This window comes from Pseudomonas frederiksbergensis (genome assembly GCF_000802155.2).
In the GTDB taxonomy this organism is placed as follows: Bacteria; Pseudomonadota; Gammaproteobacteria; order Pseudomonadales; family Pseudomonadaceae; genus Aquipseudomonas; species Aquipseudomonas frederiksbergensis_A.
Window position 1 is genome coordinate 444,767 of sequence record NZ_JQGJ02000002.1, and the last position, 24,423, is coordinate 469,189.

The 24,423-nt window shown below is 60.2% G+C and carries 17 protein-coding genes; 3 read left to right on the forward strand and 14 right to left on the reverse strand.

The annotated features are described in order from the left end of the window. Window positions 1-9: 9 nt before the first annotated feature. The 4 genes from JZ00_RS05095 to JZ00_RS05110 form a co-directional block, all read right to left on the reverse strand. Window positions 10-2,541, reverse strand: coding sequence for an efflux RND transporter permease subunit (locus tag JZ00_RS05095; RefSeq protein WP_039588652.1), 2,532 nt, complete (start codon window positions 2,539-2,541; stop codon window positions 10-12). Window positions 2,542-2,576: 35 nt separating this feature from the next. Continuing rightward, complete coding sequence (locus JZ00_RS05100) at window positions 2,577-3,707, reverse strand: YCF48-related protein (RefSeq protein WP_014338793.1); 1,131 nt, start codon at window positions 3,705-3,707, stop codon at window positions 2,577-2,579. Window positions 3,708-3,802: 95 nt separating this feature from the next. Then, on the reverse strand, window positions 3,803-5,164 hold the full coding sequence (locus tag JZ00_RS05105) for a DUF1329 domain-containing protein (RefSeq protein WP_039588653.1): 1,362 nt from the start codon (window positions 5,162-5,164) through the stop codon (window positions 3,803-3,805). A gap of 30 nt (window positions 5,165-5,194) precedes the next feature. Continuing rightward, a complete protein-coding gene (locus JZ00_RS05110) occupies window positions 5,195-6,856 on the reverse strand; it encodes a DUF1302 domain-containing protein (protein ID WP_014338791.1) in 1,662 nt (553 codons plus the stop codon). 421 nt (window positions 6,857-7,277) lie between these two features. Here JZ00_RS05110 and JZ00_RS05115 point away from each other — a divergent pair, with 421 nt between their 5' ends. Next, a complete protein-coding gene (locus JZ00_RS05115) occupies window positions 7,278-8,123 on the forward strand; it encodes an SDR family oxidoreductase (protein WP_014338790.1) in 846 nt (281 codons plus the stop codon). Window positions 8,124-8,167: 44 nt separating this feature from the next. On the opposite strand, the gene JZ00_RS05120 is transcribed toward JZ00_RS05115, so the two are convergent. Beyond that, entirely contained in the window at window positions 8,168-9,205 is a 1,038-nt protein-coding gene (locus JZ00_RS05120) for an amidohydrolase family protein (protein WP_039588654.1), read from the reverse strand. A 165-nt stretch (window positions 9,206-9,370) separates the two neighbouring features. Continuing rightward, window positions 9,371-10,282, reverse strand: a complete 912-nt coding sequence (locus JZ00_RS05125; RefSeq protein ID WP_034114514.1) for a LysR family transcriptional regulator — start codon at window positions 10,280-10,282, stop codon at window positions 9,371-9,373. 141 nt (window positions 10,283-10,423) lie between these two features. Here JZ00_RS05125 and JZ00_RS05130 point away from each other — a divergent pair, with 141 nt between their 5' ends. Further along, the gene (locus JZ00_RS05130; protein WP_034114517.1) at window positions 10,424-11,329 is read left to right on the forward strand and encodes a helix-turn-helix transcriptional regulator; all 906 of its coding nucleotides are present in this window, start codon (window positions 10,424-10,426) and stop codon (window positions 11,327-11,329) included. 40 nt (window positions 11,330-11,369) lie between these two features. Here the strand turns inward: JZ00_RS05130 and JZ00_RS05135 are convergent, their stop codons facing one another. The 8 genes from JZ00_RS05135 to JZ00_RS05170 form a co-directional block, all read right to left on the reverse strand. Then, window positions 11,370-12,296, reverse strand: coding sequence for a quinone oxidoreductase family protein (locus JZ00_RS05135; protein WP_014338786.1), 927 nt, complete (start codon window positions 12,294-12,296; stop codon window positions 11,370-11,372). 93 nt (window positions 12,297-12,389) lie between these two features. Then, entirely contained in the window at window positions 12,390-13,637 is a 1,248-nt protein-coding gene (locus tag JZ00_RS05140; protein ID WP_039588655.1) for an MFS transporter, read from the reverse strand. Window positions 13,638-13,647: 10 nt separating this feature from the next. Beyond that, a complete protein-coding gene (locus tag JZ00_RS05145; RefSeq protein WP_034114521.1) occupies window positions 13,648-14,469 on the reverse strand; it encodes an SDR family NAD(P)-dependent oxidoreductase in 822 nt (273 codons plus the stop codon). A 59-nt stretch (window positions 14,470-14,528) separates the two neighbouring features. Continuing rightward, the gene (locus tag JZ00_RS05150; RefSeq protein ID WP_014338783.1) at window positions 14,529-15,893 is read right to left on the reverse strand and encodes a phosphotransferase family protein; all 1,365 of its coding nucleotides are present in this window, start codon (window positions 15,891-15,893) and stop codon (window positions 14,529-14,531) included. A 38-nt stretch (window positions 15,894-15,931) separates the two neighbouring features. After that, window positions 15,932-16,381: a nuclear transport factor 2 family protein gene (locus tag JZ00_RS05155; RefSeq protein WP_014338782.1), complete on the reverse strand. Its 450-nt coding sequence runs from the start codon at window positions 16,379-16,381 to the stop codon at window positions 15,932-15,934. Between the two features lie 33 nt (window positions 16,382-16,414). Continuing rightward, entirely contained in the window at window positions 16,415-17,233 is an 819-nt protein-coding gene (locus JZ00_RS05160; protein WP_014338781.1) for an SDR family NAD(P)-dependent oxidoreductase, read from the reverse strand. A gap of 65 nt (window positions 17,234-17,298) precedes the next feature. After that, on the reverse strand, window positions 17,299-18,651 hold the full coding sequence (locus JZ00_RS05165; RefSeq protein ID WP_014338780.1) for a DUF1329 domain-containing protein: 1,353 nt from the start codon (window positions 18,649-18,651) through the stop codon (window positions 17,299-17,301). Between the two features lie 67 nt (window positions 18,652-18,718). Next, window positions 18,719-20,389 carry a DUF1302 domain-containing protein gene (locus JZ00_RS05170; protein ID WP_039588656.1) on the reverse strand — a complete coding sequence of 557 codons (1,671 nt, stop codon included), beginning with the start codon at window positions 20,387-20,389 and terminating at the stop codon, window positions 18,719-18,721. Window positions 20,390-20,762: 373 nt separating this feature from the next. Here JZ00_RS05170 and JZ00_RS05175 point away from each other — a divergent pair, with 373 nt between their 5' ends. After that, window positions 20,763-24,326: an indolepyruvate ferredoxin oxidoreductase family protein gene (locus JZ00_RS05175; RefSeq protein ID WP_014338778.1), complete on the forward strand. Its 3,564-nt coding sequence runs from the start codon at window positions 20,763-20,765 to the stop codon at window positions 24,324-24,326. The last annotated feature ends 97 nt before the right edge of the window (window positions 24,327-24,423 follow it).

The following is a 24,423-nucleotide window of genomic DNA, read 5'->3' on the forward strand; positions in this document are numbered from 1 at the left end:
GGCCATTAGTCAGCGGGCACGCCGGGGTAAGGCGAGCTCAGTCAATGAGTGTGTTGGTGCACTGGTCGCGGCCTTACGCGGTTCCTGCTGCGCGCGGGCGTCTTCAAGGTCAAGCGTCACTCCGGCCTTGGAGTTGCCCTTGGGGTTGAGCAGGAAATGTGACAGGGCCGGGATCAACACCAGCGCACCGAGCATGTTCCACAGGAACATGAAGGTCAGCAGAATGCCCATGTCCGCCTGGAACTTGATCGGCGACCAGGCCCAGGTAATCACCCCCGCGGCCATGGTCAGGCCCACCAGGGCGACGACACGGCCAGTGAAATCCAGCGAGCGGCGATAAGCGACAGCCAGGCTGCCACCTCGCGCCTGCACCGCCAGTTGCACGCTCAGCAGGTACAACGCGTAATCGACACCGACCCCGACACCCACGGCGATGACCGGCAAGGTGGCCACTTTCAGGCCGATGCCCAACCAGACCATTAGCGCCTTGCAGATGATCGTGGTCATCAGCAGCGGAATCAGCGCCACCAGCGTTGCACGCCAACTGCGGAACGTCAGCAGGCAGAGCAAGGCCGTGGCGCCATACACAGCCAGGTACATCGTGATGATGCCCTTCTCAACCTCGATGTTGGTGGCGGCCTCGATGCCGGCGTTACCCGCGGCCAGCAGGAATTCCACCGGCTGCTCGGCGCCGGCGGCGGTGTTGTTTTCCTTGGCGAACGCCTCGGAGACCTTCAATACCCGGCTCAGGGTATCGGCCTTGTGGTCTGCCAGGTAGGCAATCAATGGCGTCACCGAGCATTGCTGGTTGGTGATGCCGGGGGCGGAAATCATCGCCGCGTCCACCGCCGAGTTGGTGATCGCCTGGTCACGGCTGATGCTCAACCATTTCGGGCTGCCTTCGGCCATGCCGGAGCTGATCATCCGCACGGTTTCGGCCAGCGATTGGGTGGTTTGCACGCCCGGCGTCTGGCGCAGGCGCCAGGCCAGTTTGTCCATGCTTTGCAGCGACTGGTACAGACGGCAGCTGTCTTCGTTGGTCTTCATGATGACCACGAACTGGTCACTGGAAAGTCCGTAATGGCTGGTGATGTAGGCGTTGTCACGGTTATAGCGTGAGTCCGCGCGCAACTCGGGTGCACCGGGGTCCAGGTCGCCCACCTTGAGATGCATCATCACCACGCTGCCCAGCAGGGTCACCAACAGCGACAAGGCAATGACTGCCGTGGCCGCCGGCCGTTCGGTGAAGCGGTCGAGACCACGCCAGATATGCCCAAGCAAACCTCGGCTGGCTTCATCGGCCTGGTCTTTGGCGATGGCGATACGCGCGGCTTTTTCACTCACACCCAGGTATGACAGCGCCACCGGAATCAGCAGCAGCTTGGTGAAAATCAACACCGCCACACCGATGCTGGTGGTCAGGGCCAGGTCGCGGATCACCGGGATATCAATGATCACCAGCACGGCAAAACCGACGATATTGGTCAGTAGCGCGGTAAGGCCGGTGAGGAACAAACGGCGGAAGGTGTATCGCGCGGCCACATACTTATGAGTGCCCCGGCCAATATCCTGGAGGATGCCGTTCATCTTCTGCGTGCCATGGGAAATGCCGATGGCAAAAATCAGGAACGGCACCAGAATCGAATACGGATCCAGCTCGTAGCCGAGGATCTGCATCAAACCCAACAGCCACACCACACCGGCCACCGCCACGCTCACCAGCAACAGGGTGCTGCGCAGGCAGCGGGTATAGCAGTAGACGAACAGGCCGGCGATCACCACCGAGGTGCCAAAGAACAGCATCACCGAATACAGGCCGTCGATCAGGTCACCGACCAGCTTGCTGAAACCGACAATGTGAATGCCCACCTTGTCGCTTTCCAGCGAGCGAATCTGTGCTTCCAGTTGCTTGGAAAAATCACCGTAGTCCAGGGGTTTCCCGGTCTGCGGATGAGTATCGAGCAGTGGCGCGACAATCATGCTCGACCGGCCGTCGTTGGCCACCAGGTTGCCGATAATGCCGGCGCGCATGATGTTGCGGCGCAGCGCCTTTATCGACTTGTCGCTGCCGTCGTAATCGGCTGGCATCACCGCACCGCCATCGATGCCCTCCTCCGTCACTTCTTTCCAGCGAACGATGGGCATCCACAGCGACTTCATCCAGGAACGGTCGATACCCGGAATCAGGTACAGGGTGTCGTTGACCTTCTGCAGGGCCAGCAAGTAGTCAGCGTCGTAGATGTCACCGGTCTTGTTTTCCACCACCACGCGAATGCTGTTGCCCAGGCCTGGTAACTGGTTTTTATAGGCCAGGTAATTCTTGATGTACGGGCTGGAGCTGGGAATCATTTTCTCGAAGCTGGCATTCACCTGCAGCTGGGTAGCAAAGAAGCCCAGCACGACCGTGGCGAGCAAGCAGGCAACGATGACGACCATGCGATGACGGAAAATGACCCGTTCAAACCAGCCACCGGAGTGCTTGTCAAAGTCCTCCAGGTTGGCAATCACTGGCATCCCGCTGTTGAATTTTTGCTCGACCATTTTTTCTTTCTCGTAGGGGAATCGTGCCGGCGGCGTTAGTTGGCCGGGGCGATATCGATGACCTTCGCGCCGCTGAAGCGCGTGACGACCAGGCTCCCAGCCTGTTTGGTGGCGGTGGCTGCATACACCTCGCCTACCCGCGCATCGGTCAACGGGCTGACCTGCAAACTCTGCCGATCGACACTGACCAATTGCCCCCCCTGGCTTACGACGATCAAGGCGTTGCCCTGCTCGACGATACTGACCAGGCTGCTATTGAGCCGGGTCTCCACGGGCTGCCACTGCTGGCCGTCATCACGGCTGGCCAACAGATTGCCGCGCAGTCCGTAAGCCAGCAGTAGATGATCGAAGGCACGAACGCCAAAGTAGGTACCGGTATAGGGCGTATCGATTTTCACGAAACGCTGTTGCTGACCGTCCAGGCGCAACAACAGGCCCTGTTCACCCGCGATATAAAAAGCGCCAGCGTGCTGCGCCAGGCCATACAGGTGCATGCGTCGATCGTTGTCGCTGCGCTCGATCCATGGTTCCCAGCTCTGGCCGTTATCAGCGCTGTGCAACAACATGCCGAAGGCCCCCACGACAAACCCGCTGCCGTGTTCATTGAACATCACATCCAGAAACGGTGCGGCCAACACGTCCGGCGTCGCCGAAGTGCTGGCGGCCATGGCAACCTCCCTGAGCACCAGGGCTGCGGCTTCATCGCCTTTTTCGGCCCGCGGGCCGTAGTAGGCGTTGAGCAACGTCAACAGGCGGCGCCCGTCAAGTTGCACCTGCCAGCTGTCGCCGCCATCGGTGGTGCGCATGACCAAGGCATCGTGACCGACGACCCAGCCATTGCGCTCATCGCGAAAGCGTACTTGCACCAGATCGCTGGAAACCGGGCTGTCGACCTGCCGCCAGGTCCGGCCGTCATCGGTGGAACGCTGGATCAGCCCGTGCAGACCGACGCCGATCATCGCGTTGCCAGCCCTGGCGACCGACAGCAAGGGTGCGGGCAGACGTTCATCCACCCGCTGCGCCGGCACGTCCAGCGAGTCGGCGGAGGACGCGACCGCGCTATAGGCAGGCGTCGTCACCCACGGACTCGCACCGACGATCAGCGCGACAGCCAGCAGCAGGCGCGTCGTGGAGCGGAAAAAAGAAGCAGGGCAAGGGCCAGTCATTATTTTTATTCCTTAACCATCCCACGTGGCGAACCCACCCGCTCTGCCTGCCAGGCTTGATGCGCAAACCGGCACGCAGAACAGGCGAGATCACGTCAGCGCTGAGTCACCCGGGCCACAATGGCTTCAGGGTTCATGTCACGCTCGGAAAGTGGTTTGTCGACGAATTTGTAGCCGCCCTTCAAACCATCGTTGAGCAACGCATACATGCCTTTGTTGAAGTCATAAACGACGTTCTTCACGTTGTAGGGGATGTTCTTGTCGTAGAGCTGGACACCGCTGAGGAAGATCGAGCGATACAAGGCGCCGCTCTTGTCCCAGGCGTCATACAGGCCTACGCCGAAGGTATCTTCATCCAGATAGTAGGTGCGCTTGCTGTAGACGTGACGCATGCCCGGCTTCAACGTCGCCTCGACGACCCAGACCCGATGCAGTTCCCAACGCTCGTTCGCCGGATTGGCGTGGTGCGGCATGAACTGATCTTCCTGCTTGCCAACGCCGAAATAGAACTTGTAGGCGTTGTAAGGGATGTACATCTCCTTGCGGCCGACCAGTTTGTAGTCGAACCGGTCCTGGCTGCCGGAGAACATTTGCAGCTCGTCGAACAGCGTCACACCGCCCTGGCTGGCGACCGGCGTGTCGAAGGCGAATTCCGGCGCCAGTTTTACCCGGCGCTGGCCTGGGGAATAACTGAACGAACGACGCGCCTTGGCCAACGGATCGAGGAAGTCGGTCAGTACCACCACTTCACCAGAACGTCGCGCCGGATAGTCATTGCGCGAGAACACCCGGGCATACATCAATGGGTCGCGATCCTGCTGAGTCACCTGGTAATAAGGGGTTTCCTCGAAGGTCGCCTGTTCAGCGGTCTTGGTAATCGAGCCGTTCGCATCGACTACCCAGCTATTGGAAGAAGACGTGGTCGAGTAGCCGGTGCCGATCTTGTAACGCACCTGCTGGTTCCACATCACTTCGTTGCCGGTTTTCGGAATCGGGAACGGCAAGCCGCCACGGCAGGCCGGATCGACTGCCAACCCGTCCTTTTGGATCTGACAGCTGGTGGCGTTGCGCACGGTGGCGTCAAGTACCGCCTGAGGATAGGCCGCCGTACGGTGGCTTGGGTAAACGTCGATGTAGTAGGTCGGGTATTTCTTGATCAGGGCCTTTTGCCCTTCACTGAGCTTGTCCCCGTACTGGTCAACGTTTTTGGCATCAATGCGAAACAGTGGTTTCTCGTCCTTGAACGGGTCGACCCAGAACCCGCTATCCGCTACGAAGCCGGCCGGTGCTTTGGTCAAGCCGCCATCATAGGCAGGAATCGTACCTTCGGCGTTACCTGCCTTGATCGCCCCGAACGGGGTAAGGCTTTTGCCCAGTTCCGAGGCGTCACCGCCTGCCGCCAGGGTGTAGGTCGCCATGCTCATCAGGGCAATGGATAGGGCAAGTTGTCGTTTCATGAACACATTCTCCGATTCTTGTTGTATTTGTCAGAAGGAGGTCTTGAAGGTAAACGCCAGCCAGCCGCGGTCGGTGCCGCCCACGGGCCCGTTACCCGCCACGGTCCCGTTCGCCAGGTGCTTGGGTTGAGCCCGGGTGTCGGCATAGCGCAACCCGAACTCATAGAGTTGCGCGTAAGTTGCCTTCAGCCCGATCGAATAGGACAGCGCTCCCTCGTTCCCACCACCGGCAGTCGGTGCGTTGCCATGCAGACCGTAGTTGACGGTCAATGGAACATCCAGATCCCAGGACGGAAAGATGGAAATGTACTGTGGCGTATAGTTGACGGCGACGGCGTAGTAGTTCTTCGACGAACAGCCATCGGCTTCGCTGCCCGAATCAGGAATGCCGGGAGTCCTGGCATTGGTACAGGCCGCCGTACCGACGCCCTTGTACAGTTCTTCGTGTTCGGTCACCCGTTGCAAATGACTGTAGGCGAACTCACCGACCAGCGTGGCGTTGTCCGAAATGAAGTTACGCGGTACGCCGTAGACAGCGTTGGCGATGAAGTGGATCGTATCGCCGCGAGGGCCTTCATCATCCAGGGCACTGACACCGGTGGCATTCAACGCGCCGCCCATGCGATAGGACAACTCGGTCCCTACCGCCACGGTGTTGAAGACCCGGGCAAAACTGACACCAGCGAGTTTCACGCCGCGTGGGTAGACCACCCGATAGGAGCCCGATGCCGCTTTGACCTGCGGTGCCAGCCAAGGCTGGTAGTCATCGAACTGACGATAGTAGGCGCCAAAGGTCGATTCGATTTCTTCGACGTTGAGCTTACCCATCACGCCCCAGTTCTTGCCGTCACGCCCGAAGCGCGAATCCTGACGCTGCAACGTTGCCCCATTGGCAGCCACCGGCAATTGGTCCGGACCTTCGAACAGAGGGTCGGCGCCACCGAAATAGGTGCCGCCGAATGGAATCCGGGTCGGTTCCCATTCATAGAAGTACTGAGCGGCAAGGGAGAGTCGGTCGGTGACCTGCGCTTTGGCCGACACTTGTCCGACGGGCAGGAACACTTCCTTGGTTTCGATACCTGGGCTGGTTGACGCCTTCACGCCATCGCTCGGGGCTTGCGAGTAAGACACGGAGTGGGCGCCGAAGAGCAGGCCCTCGCCCCAATAGTTGGTATGGCGACCGACTTTCACGTTGACTGGCGTGTCGCCGATGTTGAAGTTGCGCCAGACGAACGCATCGAGGATCTCGCCCGACGGTCCGTTCATGTAGCGATCCACTTCATCGCTGTACTTATTGTTGTGATAGCTGGTCGCGTAGCCGGGAATGTTACTGGTCACCGAGTCGTCGTGATAAGCCTGGTCAAACCAGGCGGCGGCACTGAGTCGCCCTCCCCATTCGTTGAGGTAGGAAAGGTCGAACTCACTCAACAGATCGAGGCGATTTGTCACGATATCGCCTTTATCGAACTTGCCGTCCGACTCGTCGTAGTTCGGCGTGTTCATGATGTGGCTGTCTTGACTGTCGGTGCGCATCCCGAGGTTGTAACGGACCGTATTGTCCCAACGCACACGGTAGTCCGGGTTCGACATGTCGAACGAGGCCGCCATCGAAACCTGTGCGCCGCCAACCATCAACAGTGTCAGCGCACCTTGAGTCAGCACCCGCCGACCCTGTTTGGTCTTCTCTTTCATACACACTACCTTTTATTTTTATTTTCAGTCGTTTAGTGCGTTCAAACAGTCCTTCCAACAATCTGCGAAACCTCACAGGATCGTTGCAAGTCCCGCCTGGACAGTCCGCTCACGGAGGCCTGGCACGCTCCAGGACCGCTTCCCTCCTCAGCTGAAGTTACCGTAACGGATAAGAACCAAAAATTCCACATAAAGATTTCAATTCTATATACAGAATTATCGATCGACTTCCTTGGGATACCGATTTCAGCCACAGGCGATGCCAGGAATAATACTGCACACAAAATCTATAAACGTTCAAATAGTCTTTGACGCTTTTCCTCTTTCAGCTTTCAATAGCTCCGGAAAACCCAGTGAATTTGGGATGTTCCCCAGCAAAAAACGGCCATCGCAGCGGCAGATAAAAACAAGAGGAGCCACCATGAACATTGATTTGAGTGCCAAACGCGTGATCATCACGGGCGCTTCGCGGGGCATTGGCCTGGCCATTGCCCGGGCTTTCGCGGCCGAAGGCGCACGGGTAGCGATTTGTGCCCGCAGCGAGACTGCCGTCCACGAAGCCGCAAAGGAGCTCTCGCAACACGCCCAAGCGGTCATTGCCCGGGCTGTCGACGTGACCGACAGCGAGGGGGTCAAAGCATTCGTGGCTGAAGTTGCACAGGCCTGGGGCGGTGTCGATGTGCTGGTGAACAACGCCGGTCAAGGGCGTGGCGGCAATCTAGAGACCCTGACGCCGGAAGCCATCCTCGAACATGCCAACATTCTGCAGATGGGGCATTTCCGGTTCGTTCAGGCCGTGGTGCCGTTCATGCGTGAACAGCGCTGGGGGCGGATCATTGAGATCAATGCCCTGGCCGGCGCGATTCCGACGCCCGACGGAATTCCCTCGGTGATCAACCGCGCCTCGTGCATCGCCCTCTCCCGCTCCTTGGGCATGTCCCTGCCCAAGGACAATATCCTGGTCAACAGCCTGAACATGGGCTGGATCGATACCGGTCAGTGGGATCGCCACTACAAGGAAATGGGCCCGGGCGTCAGTCGCGAGGAATTCGACGCCATGGTGATGAAAGTCGTACCGCTCGGGCGTTACGGCAAACCTGAAGACGTGGCCGGCATGGCGCTGTTCCTGGCCAGTGAATATGCCAGCTTCATCAGCGCCGCCTCGATCGACATTGCCGGTGGCATGGGCGGACAGATTGCCTACTTCCCAACCCTCAAGCGCGATTTTGCCGCTGCCATCGCGGCGCGTAACGCTGCCAGCGAATAACACAGGCATGGCCGCCTGGCGGCCATGCCTGGCAGGCTATTCCATCACGGCGTCAATATCCGGTCAGTGCTGGCCGGCACCGTCAGCTTGAGCAGTTCAATCGCGTTACCACTGCGAATCCGCTCGCGGTCCTCAGTGGATAAGCCGATGCCTTCGGTCAGATCGCCATGGTCGTAGGCACCGCCGAAGTTGGTGCCGTACAACAGACGCTGCGCGCCCACCACTTCGGCGACACCACGACGCAAGCCCGGAGCATGAACGTCGAGATCGAAGTAAAAGTTCGGCAGGTAATCCATCAATGGCCGCTGGTTGCGCGAGTCCGGCGCCATGGCCCGGTTCAGTTCGCTCAGGCGCCCCAACTGGAACACCGCCATACCGCCGGCATGGGTGATGTAGGTTTTCAGGGTCGGAAACACATCCAGCGCGCCGCCGCAGATCAGGTACCAGAAAAACAGTGTTTCATCGACACAGTCGCCCACGATCGACGTCGTTTCGAATTTGTCTTGCGTATGTTTCTCGCCCCAATAGATCGACTGGTTGAAGCCGTGCACCATAATCGGCACATCCAGCTGGGTCAGCTTTTCCCAGACAGGAAACAAGCGCTCATCGTGAGCCTCCAAACCATTGAAATTAGCCCCACCCACGCAGACACCCTTGGCGCCTAGCTGAGTCACGGCGCGCTCGATCTCCTTGGCCGCGTTTTGCGGGTCCGCCAGGTTGGCATGGCACCAGAAATCGAAATGGTCGGCGTCGGCCCGGCAAAACGCGGATAATTCATCGTTGCAGATGCTTGCGTACTCATTGGCGAAGTCCCCCGCCCAGTACATGAAGCAGTGGGACGGCGTGGACATCACCAGTTTGTCGACACCCCGCTCGTCCATCAGCTTTCGACGGCTGGCGTGGGTCATGCGCGCCAGGAGATTGGCCTGCGCTTCGGCATCCGTAGCCGCTTTGGCCGGTTGTTTGGTACCGAGGGAAAAATGCCCCACGGTCAGCCCCTGGACCTTCATGAACGGCCCCCAGAACTCATGGCGGTTCAACATGCCCTCGGTCAGCAAGTGGGCGTGGACATCAATCAGCATGGCGTTCTCCTTGTTGTAATGAGCCAGCAGACCGAACGCCCCATTGGCAGGGGCTCCGGATCGATTTGAGGGTATAAATGCATCGCCAACTATATAGACACATTTTAATTAAGTGTTCATTTAATTATTGAGTGAACGACTAGAACAGCCACCTGCCGGTAGCGGCTACGAGGCGCAGGCCATGATCAGGAACTGCCGGAACGCCTGGGCCGGCGCCGACAACCGGTTATCCGGCAGCCAGATCAGCCCCAGTTCCATGGGTGGAATCACATCCACCAGCGGCCGGATCTCAATTTTCTTGCCTTCCAGTGACCAGGCCCGGTAGAGCATGTCCGAGAGAATGGTCACACCGAAGCCATGCGCCACCAACCCGCGCAACGCCTCCATGGAAGAGGTGCGAAAAGCTACCTTGGGGGCCAGCCCACGGGATTCCCAATAGCGCAAGGTCGACGCCTCTCCCTCATCCACCGTGGGGAGGATATAGGCATGCCCGGCGACGTCCTCGAGATTGATCGAGGTGGCAGCCATCAACGGGTGCTGGCTGGCCAACCAGAGTTGGCGGCGGGAACGGACCAGCACATGGTGAGCAAATCCGTCGAGGTTCGGTGTGTTGGAGACGATCGTCAGGCCGAGATCGAGGTCGCCATTGCCCAGGGCCTCCTCAATGCTCTGGCGGTTCATATCGATCAGGTCGATCTCGACCTGAGGGTAGCTACGCTTGAAGCGTGCCAGCAGCGCAGGCAGAAAGTAACCCAGCACCGTGTAGGAGGCGCCGATGCGCACGGTCCCCTGCATGGTGTGGCCGAGAAACAGCGGTTCACTGAGGGCATCCTGCAAGGTGTCGAGGATGTGCCGCGCATGCTGGGCAAACTTGTTGCCCTCAGCGGTCAGTGTCACGCCATGAGGTAAACGGTCGAACAGGCTGACGCCCATGGACTGCTCCAGGTGCAGCACCGCCGCAGTAATCGCCGACTGCGAGACATGCGCCTTGAGCGCCGCTTGGGAAAACTGGCCCGCGTCGGCGGCGGCAACGAAATAGCGCAGTTGACGCATGGAAATATCTTTGCCTTTCGTCATCGGATTTTCTGATACCTGTCACCTGAATATGTGAAACAGCTCGGCTCACGCGCTGGGTACACTCAAAGCCGGGTAACTCCCTGACGTATCGTTATCTTTCGAATTTCAGCGCCAATAATAAAAATGGCTGAAGGTTGAACCATGAACGCGATCCACTACAGCGAGTACGACTGCGAAGCGTCGGGTAATTTCCTGACTGAAGCTTCATTGGCCAGACAAGGCTTCGACATCCGGGTTGAACACGCGCAGTGGTCCAACACGGGCACCGCCTTGATCGAAACCGGCGACAGTTGCCTGTTACGCCTGATGCTGCCGACCAGTGCCCAGACCAAGCCTAACTTCGGCAGTTTCCCCAGCCACGGCGCGCATCGATTCCACCCCCTGGGTAATCTATTATTCATTCCCCGCGGCACCGAATTTCACCTGCGTCACGCGGCCAGCGAGCAAAAAGCGCTGGTCTGCCTGTTCGATCCCTCCTCCCTCGGCGTCCTGGGCAGCTATCGCTGGAATTGGCAAGACGGCGTCAGCGAAGCCATGCTCAACCTGCAAAGCGGTTACCTGCACGCCTCCCTGCAGCGTCTGGCCGAAGAGGTGGCCCACCCCGGTTTTGCCAGCGAACTGCAAACCGAGTGCCTGCTCACCAGCATCGCCCTGGACCTGCGTCGCGAGTTCATCGACGCGGACGACGATGCCGTCCACTCCTCGCACAGCGCGGAAAAACTCAGCCCTCGTCAACTCAACATTCTGCGCGAGCTGCTCGACAGCGCCAGCGATGAGGGCCGCTCCCTCGGCCACCTGGCGCAGGCCTGCCAACTGCCGCTGCGAACGCTGTCCAGTCGCTGCAAAAACACCACCGGCATGACCTTGCGTCAGTACGCCGCGCAAAGTCGCCTGCAAAAAGCCGTGGCGCTATTGGCCGACTCACGACTGCTGATCAAACAGGTTGCCTATCAGGCCGGCTTCAACAATGCCGCCGCCTTCAGTGCCGCATTCCGTAAAGAACTCGGTGTCACACCCGAGGAGTTTCGCCACCAGCGCCAGCGCTGACAGGCGCCCTGACAAGGACGCCCTTTTCGCGCTCATGGCTTCAGCGATGAATCTTGGCGGTGATTTTGGCGTGTGGCCCATTGACCTGCGCGGCCCAGGCTTCAGCCGCCTGGTCGAGGGTGTAATCAAGGTAATCCACCTGGATCTGCTGCTCTTTGGCGATCTTCAGCAGTCGGAGCCAGATCTGCTCACGGTCTGCGGGCGGGCGTTGACCCGTGCCAATGCACGACAAGTTGCGAAACAACAGATCGGCAATATCCAGATTGAGCTGGCGACCGGCTCCCGTGCCAATGGTCATGATCCGCGCCCCCCAATTGGTGGCTTTCAGGGAGGTCAACATGGGTTGACCGCACACGAGGTCAAGCACCACATCAAATCCGCCATCGGCCGCATCCTTCAGTGCAGCCACATCATCGCTGCCACCCAGCGTCACCACAGCGTCGGCCAGGCCCCGCGACTTCAAACGGCCCAGCGCTTCGCCCGACCGTGCAGCACCGACCACTTTGCCAGCCCCCATGCCACGCGCCAATTGCAGGGCAATCTGGCCGAGGGTGCCGGTGGCGCCCAGTATCAGGACCTTTTCACCTTTCTGGATCGCGGCTTTTTCCAGCGGCACGATGGCACCGGTAGCGGCGATGCCCATGCTGATCGCGGTTTTATCGTCGACGTCGTCCGGCACATTCCATACCTCGGCTTGCGGCACCAGGGTGCGCTCTGCCCAGGCACCAAACGGCAACACCGAGCGCTCGCCGAAATACACCCGGCGACCATCCGGTGCCCGGCCCACGCCTTCGCCGCGAATGACACAGGGGTATTCAACCCCGAGTCGGTACGCGCCGAGGACATCCCAGCCGCCCAGGCCGGCGGTATCGACATCGATCAGGACTGCGCCGTCTTGCGATTGCGGCTCACGAAACTCACCGACGACTGGCGGTGCATTGCGCTCGGAAATGATTGCGGCACGCATGGCATTCTCCTTGTCTGTTTTATTGTCAGGCTGCACCCGAGCAATAATTGAACATTTTTCTATTATCTGTCCATATTTACTTAAGCGCCGCGTTTAACTGCTCGTCAATGGCTCGACCTGATAACGCGGGTACCCACCCAGCGTCAGGAGTAGCAAGGGCCCGACGACAAAGCAGATGGAACTCAACAGCAGCATGGCCGAGTAGCCACCGGTGAGCTTGAACAACCCCGCGAACAGTAACGGTGAGATCGCGGCACCGGCGGTAATCAGGCCCAGGTGGGCACCAAACAAGCGGCCGTAGTCACGCATACCGAAATAGCGGGCGATCAGGAATGCCGCGATATCGAACTCGGCACCCGCCCCCACGCCCACCAGCAACGTGGCGAGGATGTACAGCGCAATACTGGAATCCCCATAGGCGAAAATGCCGCAGGCAAATGCCGGCATCAGCAGCGCCAAAGAGGCGACGCCGGGCGCCCACAACCGGTCAATCAGGTAGCCCACCAGCAGCCGGCCAAGAATCAGCGACACGCCAAAACTGCTGAAAACCTGGCTGGCCTGCAAGGCGCTCAGGCCTCTGTCCTGCAGCAACGGCACGATATTGGTGACCATGCCCACCACGCAGGAAACCACCAAGGTCATCGACAGGTTGCAAACCCAGAACCGCCATGAACGCAGCGCCTCCCGCAGTAACAGCCCTCCAGCTTGTCCGTTGGCGGCTGGGAGTTGTGTGGTGTTGTGGCTGACATTGGCCGTCGGTAATAACCACCGCAGTGCCAAGGGCAACGCCAGCAGCACCGGCAATACGCCCAGCGCCAGGAAACCGGCCTGCCAATTCCAGCGGCCGATCGCCCAGGCGGTAACCAGCGGCAGCATGATGGCGGCCAGCCCGGAGCCGCTGAGGATGATCGCCAGCGCCAGGCCACGGTTTTCCTCGAACCACAAGTTGACCAGGTGCGACCAGGTCACCTGCAATGTACCCAGCCCGGCTAGCGGCACCAGGAAAAACCCCAGGTAGAGGGTCCAGATCGAACCGTTGATACAGGTCAGGGTGAAGACACTCAGGGACAGCGCCAGCAGCGACAGCAACGTGACCCGGCGCAGGCCATATCGCAAGTTCAGCCAGCCCGCCAACTGCGACGCGACAATGGTGCCCAGCGACAGCGCGGTGATCGCTGCCTGCAACTCTGCCCTGCCCCAGCCCATGGCCTGTTCCAGAGGAATGACCATGGAACTGAAGCTGTACAGCAGCAACGAACTGGAACTGGTCGCGACGCCGATCAGGGCCAGGATCAGCACTTGCCACCCGCGTTTGAATTCTGCGTTATTAAAACCTTTCATGGGGGTGACCTCAGTCGTTGCCGATAAACACAGCCGCTTGCGCGCTCTTGCCCAGCACATGGGCACGACGTGCCGCACCGGGTGTATCCGCGCCCTGGGCGAGGATGTCTTCGGGATGGATCAGCGTCGGGCCATTGCCCAGTTCCTCAAGCGCCAGGAGCGCCAGGTCTTCAGCCTGGGGCAAGGTCATGGTCAGAGCGTCGGGAATGTTCAACTTGACCATGGCATCACGCATGGTCGGTGTGTCGACGGTGCCGATGAGCAGGTTGAGCACATCCACGCCACGGTCTTTCCACTCGGCCCATAACGACTCGCCGAGATTCAATGCGAACCCCTTGGTGGCGGCGTACATCGCCAGTTTGCGAATACCGCCCAATGCAGCCTGGGAACCCACCAGCAGCAATCCGCCCTGTCCGCGCGCCAGCATGGCGGCACCAAAGGCATGGCTGCATTGCATCACGGTCGAGCAATTGAGGCGCAGCAAGGCGCCCCAGTCCTCAACCGAGGTGTCGAGGAAGCGTGTGATGTAAGGGTCACCGCCAGCGTTGTAAATGAACAGACCGACTTGCCGTTCACCCACAGCCGCCATCAATTGCTCGCAGGCATTCGGATGAGCAAGGTCTTGGGTCACCACCAGCACATCGATGGCGTACCGTTGCTCCAATTCGCTTTTCAATTGCGCCAGCGCGTTACCACGGCGCGCCACCAGCACGCAGTTGAGGCCACGCTCGGCCAGTGAACGGGCGAACGCGGCGCCCAAGCCATGGGAGGCGCCGGCAATCACGGCCCATGGGCCATACCGATGCGCGAAGGCATTATTAGGAACAGGCATAGGGACTCCCAAAACGAGGGTCCGGTGACCGATCACCGGACGAGGAAGGTTTCAGCGCGTCAGATGACAGGCGGCAGGTCGATGTGGCTGGCGGAGGCGCCAATGGCGGTGCTGCCATAGACCAGGACGCGGCGCTCGATTTGCGCCATGAACAGGCGCAGCAAGGGCTCGTCGTATTCGGGCCCGGCGCTTTTGACAAAGGCCTCCAGCGCTGCATCGATCTCGTTGTAGCCACTGAAGGTGCGGTCCAGCAGGTCTTGCGCTTCTTGTTGTTCCAGCTCGCGCAAGTGCAACTCCATGGCATCACCACGACCCAGGTATTCCACCAATTTGCTCACTGCGCGCAGTTTAGTCTTCTGGAAGTCACTGCTCACTTCCACCTGTGCCAGGGCATCGGCGAGCATGGTCAGCAACGCTGCATTCGGGCCACTGCTGACAATGTCCAGTGTCGGCGTTTGCAGAGCGACCCCCATGGCTTCGGCCAGCGCATGCACCACCACCCGGCGCAGGGCGAGGTCAAACTCGGCGTAGGTGTCATGGGGGTCACCCGGTTGTGGCGTAGCCACCGACGCCGAGAACTGCATCGTGCTGACGGTGGCAAACAGGGCGGTGTGATAACGCACGACATCGGGGTCCGCCGGTTCACCGGTCACTTGCTGGTAGTAGCGATACAGGGCCGCGAAACTGTCCCCGAGCGGCTCATAATTGTCGCGCATGCGCGCCGAAGCCAGGTCGGCCAGGGGATCGCCGATCATGGCGAATTCAAAATCATAGAGGCCAAGCACCTGGCCGTTCTCGAACAGGAATTGCCCCGAGTCATACTGAACGAAAGCAGGCCGGGTGCGGTGCCGTGGCACGTTGCGGCGCAGCCAACCGAGGGCGAATTCGGCCAGCGGTTGCGGCTTGGTTTTATTACGCGCGTACAGCGGGTAATAGGCCTCCAGGCCTGCCAAGGTCATGTCCTCGGCACCTGTTGGGAGGTCAATACCCTGCTCGACAAAGGGTTGCAGCGGCAATTGATGCATGCGTGCCATGGCGTCGACCCACTGGCGTGCGACCCCATGGCGTTCGGCATCGCTCTGCGCGGTGCTGACATCACGACTCCCCGGCACCCACTGCATCACGATGGCCTGCGGATCTTCGCAGAAACCGTAGATACGCGGTACCGGCACGCCTTGCTGATCGAGCACAGTGAGAATATCCGCTTCCCGGCGTAGCTCCGGAAATGGACTGACATCCCCCCCGCGCTCGCCACGAATGTGCAGTTGAAGGGTTTCGCCCTCGCGTTGCAGTTCAAGGTTCCAGGCCGGGCGCCAGCGCGGCAGGCGTTGCATGGCAGTGACTTTCCCACCCAGCAGCCCTTCGACAAAGGTACGCAGCTTTTCTTCGAGCGGATCACAGGTCGCATTTATTGTTGTTGACATACAAGGTCCTCATCAGGCGCTGATGACCAGCGCCGTTTTCAATGGGTGTCGGTCACTCCAGCGCCAGGCCCGCCCACCTGTTCCAGCGGCACGCCTTTTTTCCTGGCAAGGTCGGCGGTGTCCAGGTACTCGCGCCAGGCACAGATGAGCCCGTTTTCATCCAGCTCATACACCGCCACCATCGAGTGCGGCATGGGGATGCCATTGCTGACGCAGTAATCGTCGCGCTCGGTCATCACCACGCGCTCGGAAGAGACAATGTGGCGCGTGGTGCAGCGGTTATGCGTGACATAACTCATCTGCCGCTCGATCTCGCGACGCAACGCAGCATGCCCGCGGATCACCGGGCCACCCGGCACCCACAGTTGCCAGACGGCGTTGTCGGCGAAGGTGGCCATGATGCGGTCGATATCGGGGCGGCTGCCGTCGCTGCCATCGCCCCAGGCGGCCAGCATGTCGAGGATGAAGCGTTCCTGTTCGAGTGCCATGAAACGGGCTCCAGTGCAGTGAATGGATCGGCATCAGACCGAGGCTTTGGGCAGCAGGAAATTACGCACCACCGGCACCATCGGCGTGCCGCAGCTCATGCCGCCGTCCACGCGCATCAGCGTGCCGTTGACATAGGCCGCGTCGTCGCTGGCGAGGAAAGCAGCCATGGCGGCGATATCTTCCGGCTCGCCCAGTTGCGGTACGTTTTGCAGATCGAGAAAGGCGGCCTTCATGGCCTCGTTGGCCCAGCTTTCCATGGCAGGCGTGCGAATCACCCCCGGTAAAATGCCATTGCAACGAATGCCGCGCTTACCGAAGGTGGCGGCAATGCTTTGCACGTACCAGTTGAGCGCGGCCTTGGAGGCGCCGTAGCTGAACTGGGATATCTCACCGGCAATCGAGCTGGTGGACGAGGTGAACAAAATCGAGCCACTGCCCTGGGCGAGCATGTGCGGCAAGGCGTATTTGCACGCCAGCACACCGCCCAGCACGTTGACACGCATGCAGTTGTGGAACAGCTCGGTGTTGAAGTTGATGAAGTCGATATCGCGCGTGGTGGCCGGGTTTCGGTACACGGCGTTGTTGAACAGCACGTCGATCCAACCGAAGGTCTGGACGGTCTGCTCAATCATCTGCCGCAAGGCGTCTTCATCACCGACGTCCACCTGCAAGGCCAGGGCGTTGGCACCGATTTCCGCTGCCACGGCCTGCGCCGATTCAGCGTAAAGATCGGTGACCACCACCGTGGCGCCTTCCCTGGCAAAACGCAGTGCCGAGGCACGGCCAATGCCGCTGCCTGCGCCGGTGATCACACAGATTTTGCCGGCTAGACGTTTCAGGATCTCGCTCATAAAGGAATCTCGGGACGGATAAAAAAAATCGGCGCCCGTGGCGAACGCCGAAAAGGAGCATGACGTCAGCGGGTCTGCCCCCCGGCGATGGTCTGCGGGTTGGCTTCACGCTCAGCCACCGGTGCCTTTCGGTAGCGCGTCGGGCCATTGCCGAACATGCCGTATTGGTCACGGGTGAAGTCGTACAGCGAGTAGGAATCCTGTTGCGGATTGTTGGGAATGCCGTAGGCCTCGATGTTGTACTGAGAGCCGGTGCGGAACAGCGCACCGCTGTCGTCCCAGGCGTCGTAGACCGCAGCGCCGTAGGTGTCCTCGTCGATGTAGTAGCGACGTTTCTTTTGCGCGTGGCGCACCCCGTCCTTGCGGGTCGCTTCCACCACCCAGACGCGGTGCAGCTCCCAACGCTCACAAGCGGGGTTGATGTGTTTGGGCATGAGCTTCTTGTCCATGTCGCAACCCCATTTCAGCGTGTAGTTGCTGTAGGGAATGAACATTTCCTTCTTGCCCACCAGCTTCCAGTCGAAGCGGTCCATCTTCCCGGAGAACAGGAAGATTTCGTCGTAGAACGCCACCCCGCCGAACGCCGAGTTGGGGGTGTCGTAATTGAACTCCGGGGCCTTGCGCACACGGCGCTGGCCGGTGCTGTAGCTCCAGGCGTATCGGGCGTCGGCGACCGGGTCGAGGTAATCCCAATACCCGGATGCCTGCCCGGCGGTGCGAGCCGGCGCGACAATGCGCGACCAGATACGCTGGGCGATTTTCGGATCGCGCCCTGGCACCTCCAATTGGTAGAAAGGTTTTTCGCCGGTGGACTGGTTGGTGTTGGTCAGCGTCGCATGGCCTTCGTTGACCACGTAGGCACTGTGGTTCCAGTCCCAGCCATTCACGCCCTGGTAGTTGAGGATGTAATTCCACATCAACTCCCGACCGTCACGCGGCAACGGGAATGGCAGGCCGCCACGGCAGCCTTCGCTGATCGACAGACCGTCGTTTTCGGTTTTGCATTCCTTGCGGCTGGCGTTGCGCTGGGTGGCGGCCAGAAAGTCAGCCGGAAAGGCCGCCGTCCGGTGCGTGGGGTACACCTCGAGATAATAGGTGTCGGGGTTCTGCTTGAGCAGTTGCAATTGCCCGGCCGCCAATTGGTCGGCGTACTGATCGGCGTTGGCCGCCGTGATGCGCAAGCGTGGTTTTTCATTGGCGAACGGGTTGGGCCAGTTCCCATCGCCGGGCACCAGGCCTGCAGGCACTTTCAAACCACCGTCGTACGCCGGGATCGTGCCCGCGGCGTTGCCCGCGACTATCGCGCCAAACGGCGTGAGCTTGCCGCCCAGGTCGGCCGGGGTGAAGCTGTCATCGGCCAACGCCGAACCCGCCAACGCGATGACCACCAGGCCTATCGCATGAAAATCAACCATCATGACATTCTCCGATCAGAGGGGGGTGATCACCGAACCCGGCGATCACTGCATTGCATTCAGAGGCTGTTCAGAACGCGGTGCTGAGGGTCAAGGACACCCAGTTACGGTCGGTCAGACCAACATCGCCGGAACCGCCAACCACCGTTTTGCCGACACCGGCGACGTCCGCGTAGTGGCGCTCACTGCCGTAGCCGATGTACGACAGGGTCACGTCAACGCGCTCGTCGTAAGTGCCCTTGATGCCAGCCTTCCAGGTGTATTTCCCTTCGTTGCCACCGCCCGTTGCGGCATTGCCGTTGACGCCGTAATCCACACTCATGGGCGTGGAAATATTCCAGCCGGGGAACACCCCAAGCCATTGCGGCGCAAAGCTGACGGCGAGGCCGACATAGTTCTTGGTGGCGCAGCCGTAGTGCTTGTCCTGGCCCGCCGGGCAGCCGCCATAGCCTTCGCCCTTGAACAGTTCTTCATGCTGGGTCACCCGTGCCACATGGCTGAAAGCCATTTCGGCAATCAGGCTGCCGGTGTCGAAATAATCGGTGCGCGGCAGCAACCACAAGCCGTTGACCACCATGTGCCACGTATCACCCCGGGCACCTTGGTTGTCGACGGTGCTGATATTGCTGGAGACCAGCGAGGTGTTCTGGCGATACGACAGGTCTACTCCCAGGGAGCCACCACCCAGTACCGGGCCAGCGGAATAACCCAGGCCATAGAGCTTGACGTTCTCGGCGTACACATACCGGGCGAAGGTGGGCGCCACCTGCAGGCCCCACGGGTTGTAATCGTCGAACTGGCGATAGAACAGGCTGACCTCCGAGTGCAGGAAGTCGAAGCTGTAAGTGCCCATCACCCCCCAGTTGCCCCGGTCCTTGGGCTTGACCGGATCGATCAACGGCCGTGGTACACCACTGAACAGCGGCAAGCGGTCCGGCCCCTCCAGGGCGACGTCGGCAGACGCCAGATAAGTGCCGCCTTCCGGTGCCCGAGTGGTGTCCCATTCGAAGAAATACTGCGCCGCCACCGATAACTTGTCGGTGACCTGTGCCTGGGTGGAAAGCTGCGTCAATGGCAGGAAAATTTCGCGAGTCTCGGTACCGGGGTTGCTCACGGCCTTGCGCCCATCCAGCGGTGCTTGCGAATAGGAGACCGCATGCCCGGCAATCAGCAGGCCATTGCCCCAGTACACGGTGTGTCGACCGGCACGTACGCTGACCGGAATGTCACCGAGTTCGAAGCGGGTAAAGGCGAAGGCGTCCAGCAACTCACCGCTGGGGCCGCGGTGGTAGCGCTTGGTAAAGCCCGAGTAATGGCCGTTGGTGTAGCTCGACGTGCTGGTACCGGGAAACGCGCCGGGGTAGTAGACATTGCCAGGGCTGGTTTCGACATCGGTGTCCGCATATGCCTGGTCGTACCAGGCGGCGCCGCTGATGCGAAAGCCGTTGTACTGCTTGTAAGCCACCTCCATTTCACTCATCCAATCGATGCGATTGGTCACCACATCGCCTCGATCGAACTTGGAATCGGACTCGTCGTAGCTGGCATTGTTGGCCAACGCGGAGTCGCGTCCCTCGGCCCGTATCCCGAGGTTGTAACGTACGGTGTTGTCCCAGCGCGCGGTCAGGTCGGGATTGCCGGTATCAAACTCGGCAGCCTGACCAGGGCTGACGATGAAGGCACACCCGGTCACGCTGAACCAGACGGCCAGGCTTAACGGCTTTAACTTTGCATCGATCATCAACACTCCCCCTACATTCTTGTTGTTATTGGCAGCCGAGGCGTTGGGCCGTTTGGGCCGCGCGATAAGCGCCGGCCCGACGGCATTCGGTATGGCCTGAAGTAGACGGGAGGGGGAGGTTCGGGCACAACGGTTGGGAGCATTGCTCAAATGCATTTTGGTATTGATCAAATGCTCAGGCCCACGGAGGGCGTGCAACACGCAAGCTGTGTCAGCAAGGACCGCTGGACGACTGAGCGGTATTTGAATAACCAATACCGACCCGTCGTTTTTGTGATTTTACGATGACAGAAGCACTCCCTAGACTCCGGCCAATAACTAGGCAACGCCGCTCTCCTGGCGCCGCCATGACAATAAAGCCTGGAGGATGAACATGAGTGCGCCCCCGTCCCTGGATGACAAATACGTCCAGCACAGTGGAAACGTTTTGCTCAGCGGGATTCAGGCGCTGGTGCGCCTGCCGCTGATGCAGCGCCAACGCGACCTGGCCAATGGCCTGAACACCGCCGGGTTTATTTCCGGGTATCGGGGCTCGCCGCTGGGTGGTTTCGACCAGGCATTGTGGAAGGCGCGCGACTATCTCAAGGCGCACCACACAGTGTTCCATCCAGGCATGAACGAAGACCTCGCCGCCACCTCGATCTGGGGTACGCAGCAGGTCAACCTCTTCGAAGGCGCCACCTACGATGGCGTGTTTGGCATGTGGTACGGCAAGGGTCCGGGCGTCGACCGCTGCGGCGATGTGTTCCGTCACGCCAACGCCGCCGGCACCTCGCCGTTCGGCGGTGTACTGGCCATTGCCGGTGATGACCATGGCGCGCGTTCCTCCTCGCTGCCTCACCAGACCGAGCACATCTTCAAAGCAGTCATGATGCCGGTACTGGCACCATCGGGCGTGCAGGAATACCTCGACTACGGCATGCACGGCTGGGCCATGTCACGTTATTCCGGGTGCTGGGTTGCGCTCAAGGCAGTGGCCGATACCGTGGAGAGCGCGGCCATTGTCGATATCGACATTCATCGCGTGCAGCCGATCATTCCCGATATCCCGCTGCCCGAAGGCGGCTTGAATATTCGCTGGCCAGACCCGCCCCTGGCGCAGGAACAACGCCTGCTGGAACACAAGCTGTATGCCGCCCTCGCCTACGCCCGCGCCAATCGCCTCGACCGGATCGTGATGGACTCGCCGAAGGCGCGGATCGGTATCATCACGTCCGGCAAATCCTACCTCGACGTGTGCCAGGCACTGAAAATCCTCGGTATCGATGAAGCCCTGGCGCAGCAGATCGGCTTGCGCGTGTACAAGGTCGGCATGGTCTGGCCGCTGGAGGCTGAAGGCGTGCGGCAGTTCGCCGAGGGCCTGGAAGAAATCGTGGTGGTCGAAGAAAAACGCCACATGATCGAATACCAGTTGAAGGAAGAACTCTACAACTGGCGCGAAGATGTCCGCCCGCGCATCGTCGGCAAGTTTGACGACAAAGGTGAATGGAGCCTGCCGCACACCGATTGGTTGCTGCCCGCCATCAACGACCTGACCCCGGCGATGATCGCCCGTGCGCTGGCCAAGCGTATGTTGCGGGTACATCAAAGTGGCCCGCTGCAAGTGCGCCTGGCCGTGCTGGATGCGCAGCTGGCCAGCAAAGGCCAGTTCAGCAACCTGATGGACCGCGTCCCCCATTACTGCTCCGGTTGCCCGCACAACACCTCGACCAAAGTGCCCCAGGGCAGCCGGGCACTGGCCGGCATCGGTTGCCATTACATGGCCGCGTGGATCTACCCCCAGACCCAGACTTTCAGCCAGATGGGTGGCGAAGGCGTGGCGTGGATCGGCCAGGCGCCCTTCACCACCACCCAACATGTTTTCGCCAATCTGGGTGACGGTACCTATTTCCACTCCGGCATTCTCGCGATCCGGGCTGCCGTCGCGGCAAATGTGCAGATCACCTACAAGATTCTCTACAACGATGCCGTAGCCATGACCGGTGGGCAACCGGTGGACGGCAGCCTCAGCGTGGCGCAGATCAGCCGACAGCTCGCCGCCGAAGGCGTACAGCGCGTGGTGGTGGTCAGCGACGATGTCGAGAAATACCAGCATATCCATGATCTGGCTGATGGCGTGCCGGTGCTGCGTCGCGACAAGATGGACGAGGTGCAGGAACAGCTGCGTCAATTCCAGGGTGTGTCTGCAATCATTTATGACCAGACCTGCGCCGCGGAAAAACGTCGGCGTCGCAAGCGCGGCAAGTTCCCCGATCCGGCCCGCCGGGTAGTGATCAACGAAGCGGTGTGTGAAGGCTGCGGTGATTGCAGCAGCAAATCCAACTGCATGTCGGTGGTGACAGTGGAAACCGAGTACGGCCACAAGCGGGAAATCGACCAGTCCTCGTGCAACAAAGACTTCACCTGCCTCAACGGCTTCTGCCCGAGTTTCGTCACGGTCGAAGGTGGCGCTTTGCGCAAACCCAAGGCGCTGGCGGCTACGGCGGATGACGTCTGGGAACTGCCAACCCCTGCGACCGTTACCCTGGATGAGCCCTACAGCATTCTGGTGACCGGCGTAGGAGGCACCGGCGTGGTGACCATCGGCGCACTGCTGGGAATGGCAGCGTTTATCGAAGGTAAAGGCACACTCAACCTGGACATGGCGGGCATGGCGCAAAAAGGCGGCGCGGTGTGGTCGCATATCCGCATCGCCGCGCATCAGGATCAGTTGTTCGCGCCCCGGATTGCCGAAGGTGAAGCAGCGCTGCTGCTGGGCTGCGACCTGGTGGTCAGCGCCAACACCGAAACCCTGTCCAAGCTGCGCCAGGGCGTTACCCATGCGTTGATCAACAGTGAAGAAAGTATTACCAGCGCCTTTGTGCGCACCTTTGCCCAACAGGCCGAAAGCGGCGATTTGCAGAAACACCCGGACCCGACATTCCAGACCCAAAGCATGTCGGCACAAATCGCCGAAGCGGTTGGCCAGGCCCAGGCCGACTTCGTCGACGCGAGCAAAATCGCCACGGCATTGATGGGCGATTCGATTGCCACCAATACCTTCATGCTCGGCTATGCCTACCAGAAAGGCTGGTTGCCCGTGGGCGAAGCGGCGCTGCTACAGGCCATCGAATTGAATGGCACTGCGGTCCCCTTCAACCTTTCAGCCTTTGCATGGGGCCGGCGCAGTGCCGAAGATTTGCCACGGGTCTTGCGCAAGCTGGAAGCCGGCAACGTGCAGAACGCAGATCGCCGGCTGTCGCAAAGCCTGGAGGAAACGCTGGAACGCCGCGTGGCATTTCTCACGGCGTACCAGAACAAGGCGTATGCCCAACGTTACCGACAACGGGTCGAGCAAGTCATGGCAGCGGAAACGGCACTGCTCGGGCAGCCGGGCAAGCTGTCGGCAAGCGTCGCCCGTTACTACTTCAAAGTGCTGGCGATCAAGGATGAATACGAAGTGGCACGTCTGTTTACCGATGGTCAATTCCTGGAAAAAATCCAGGCGGGCTTCGAGGGCGACTACCGCCTGCGCTTCCACCTGGCGCCACCGCTGCTCAATGATAACGGTACCGGTCGTGAGCCGAAAAAGCGCAGCTTCGGCCCGTGGATGCTGCAAGGCTTCAAGCTGCTGGCCAAGCTCAGGTTCCTGCGCAACACCTGGCTCGATCCATTCGGTCGCACCCACGAGCGCAAGGTGGAACGTAACTGGCTGGCCAACTATGAAAGCATCCTCGACGAAGTGTTGAGTGATTTGACTGCGGACAAGCTGGGCCTGGCTCAGGATCTGGCGCAGTTGCCAGACAGCGTCCGCGGTTATGGTCCGGTTAAAGAACGCTTCCTCGCCCACGCCCGAGAGCGCCAGGCACTTTTGCTTGAGCAGTGGCGCAACGGCACGGGGGCAGCGTTTCACGATGCCAGTCGAACCACAGGAAAAATCACCGTCACCCAACTTTAAGTTCGACACCCCGGCGCTGCGGCGTCGGGGTGTACGTTTTTTTGCCACGTGGCAGGGTATGACGTTCTCTTCTTTTTCAACCTGACAACAAGGTCGA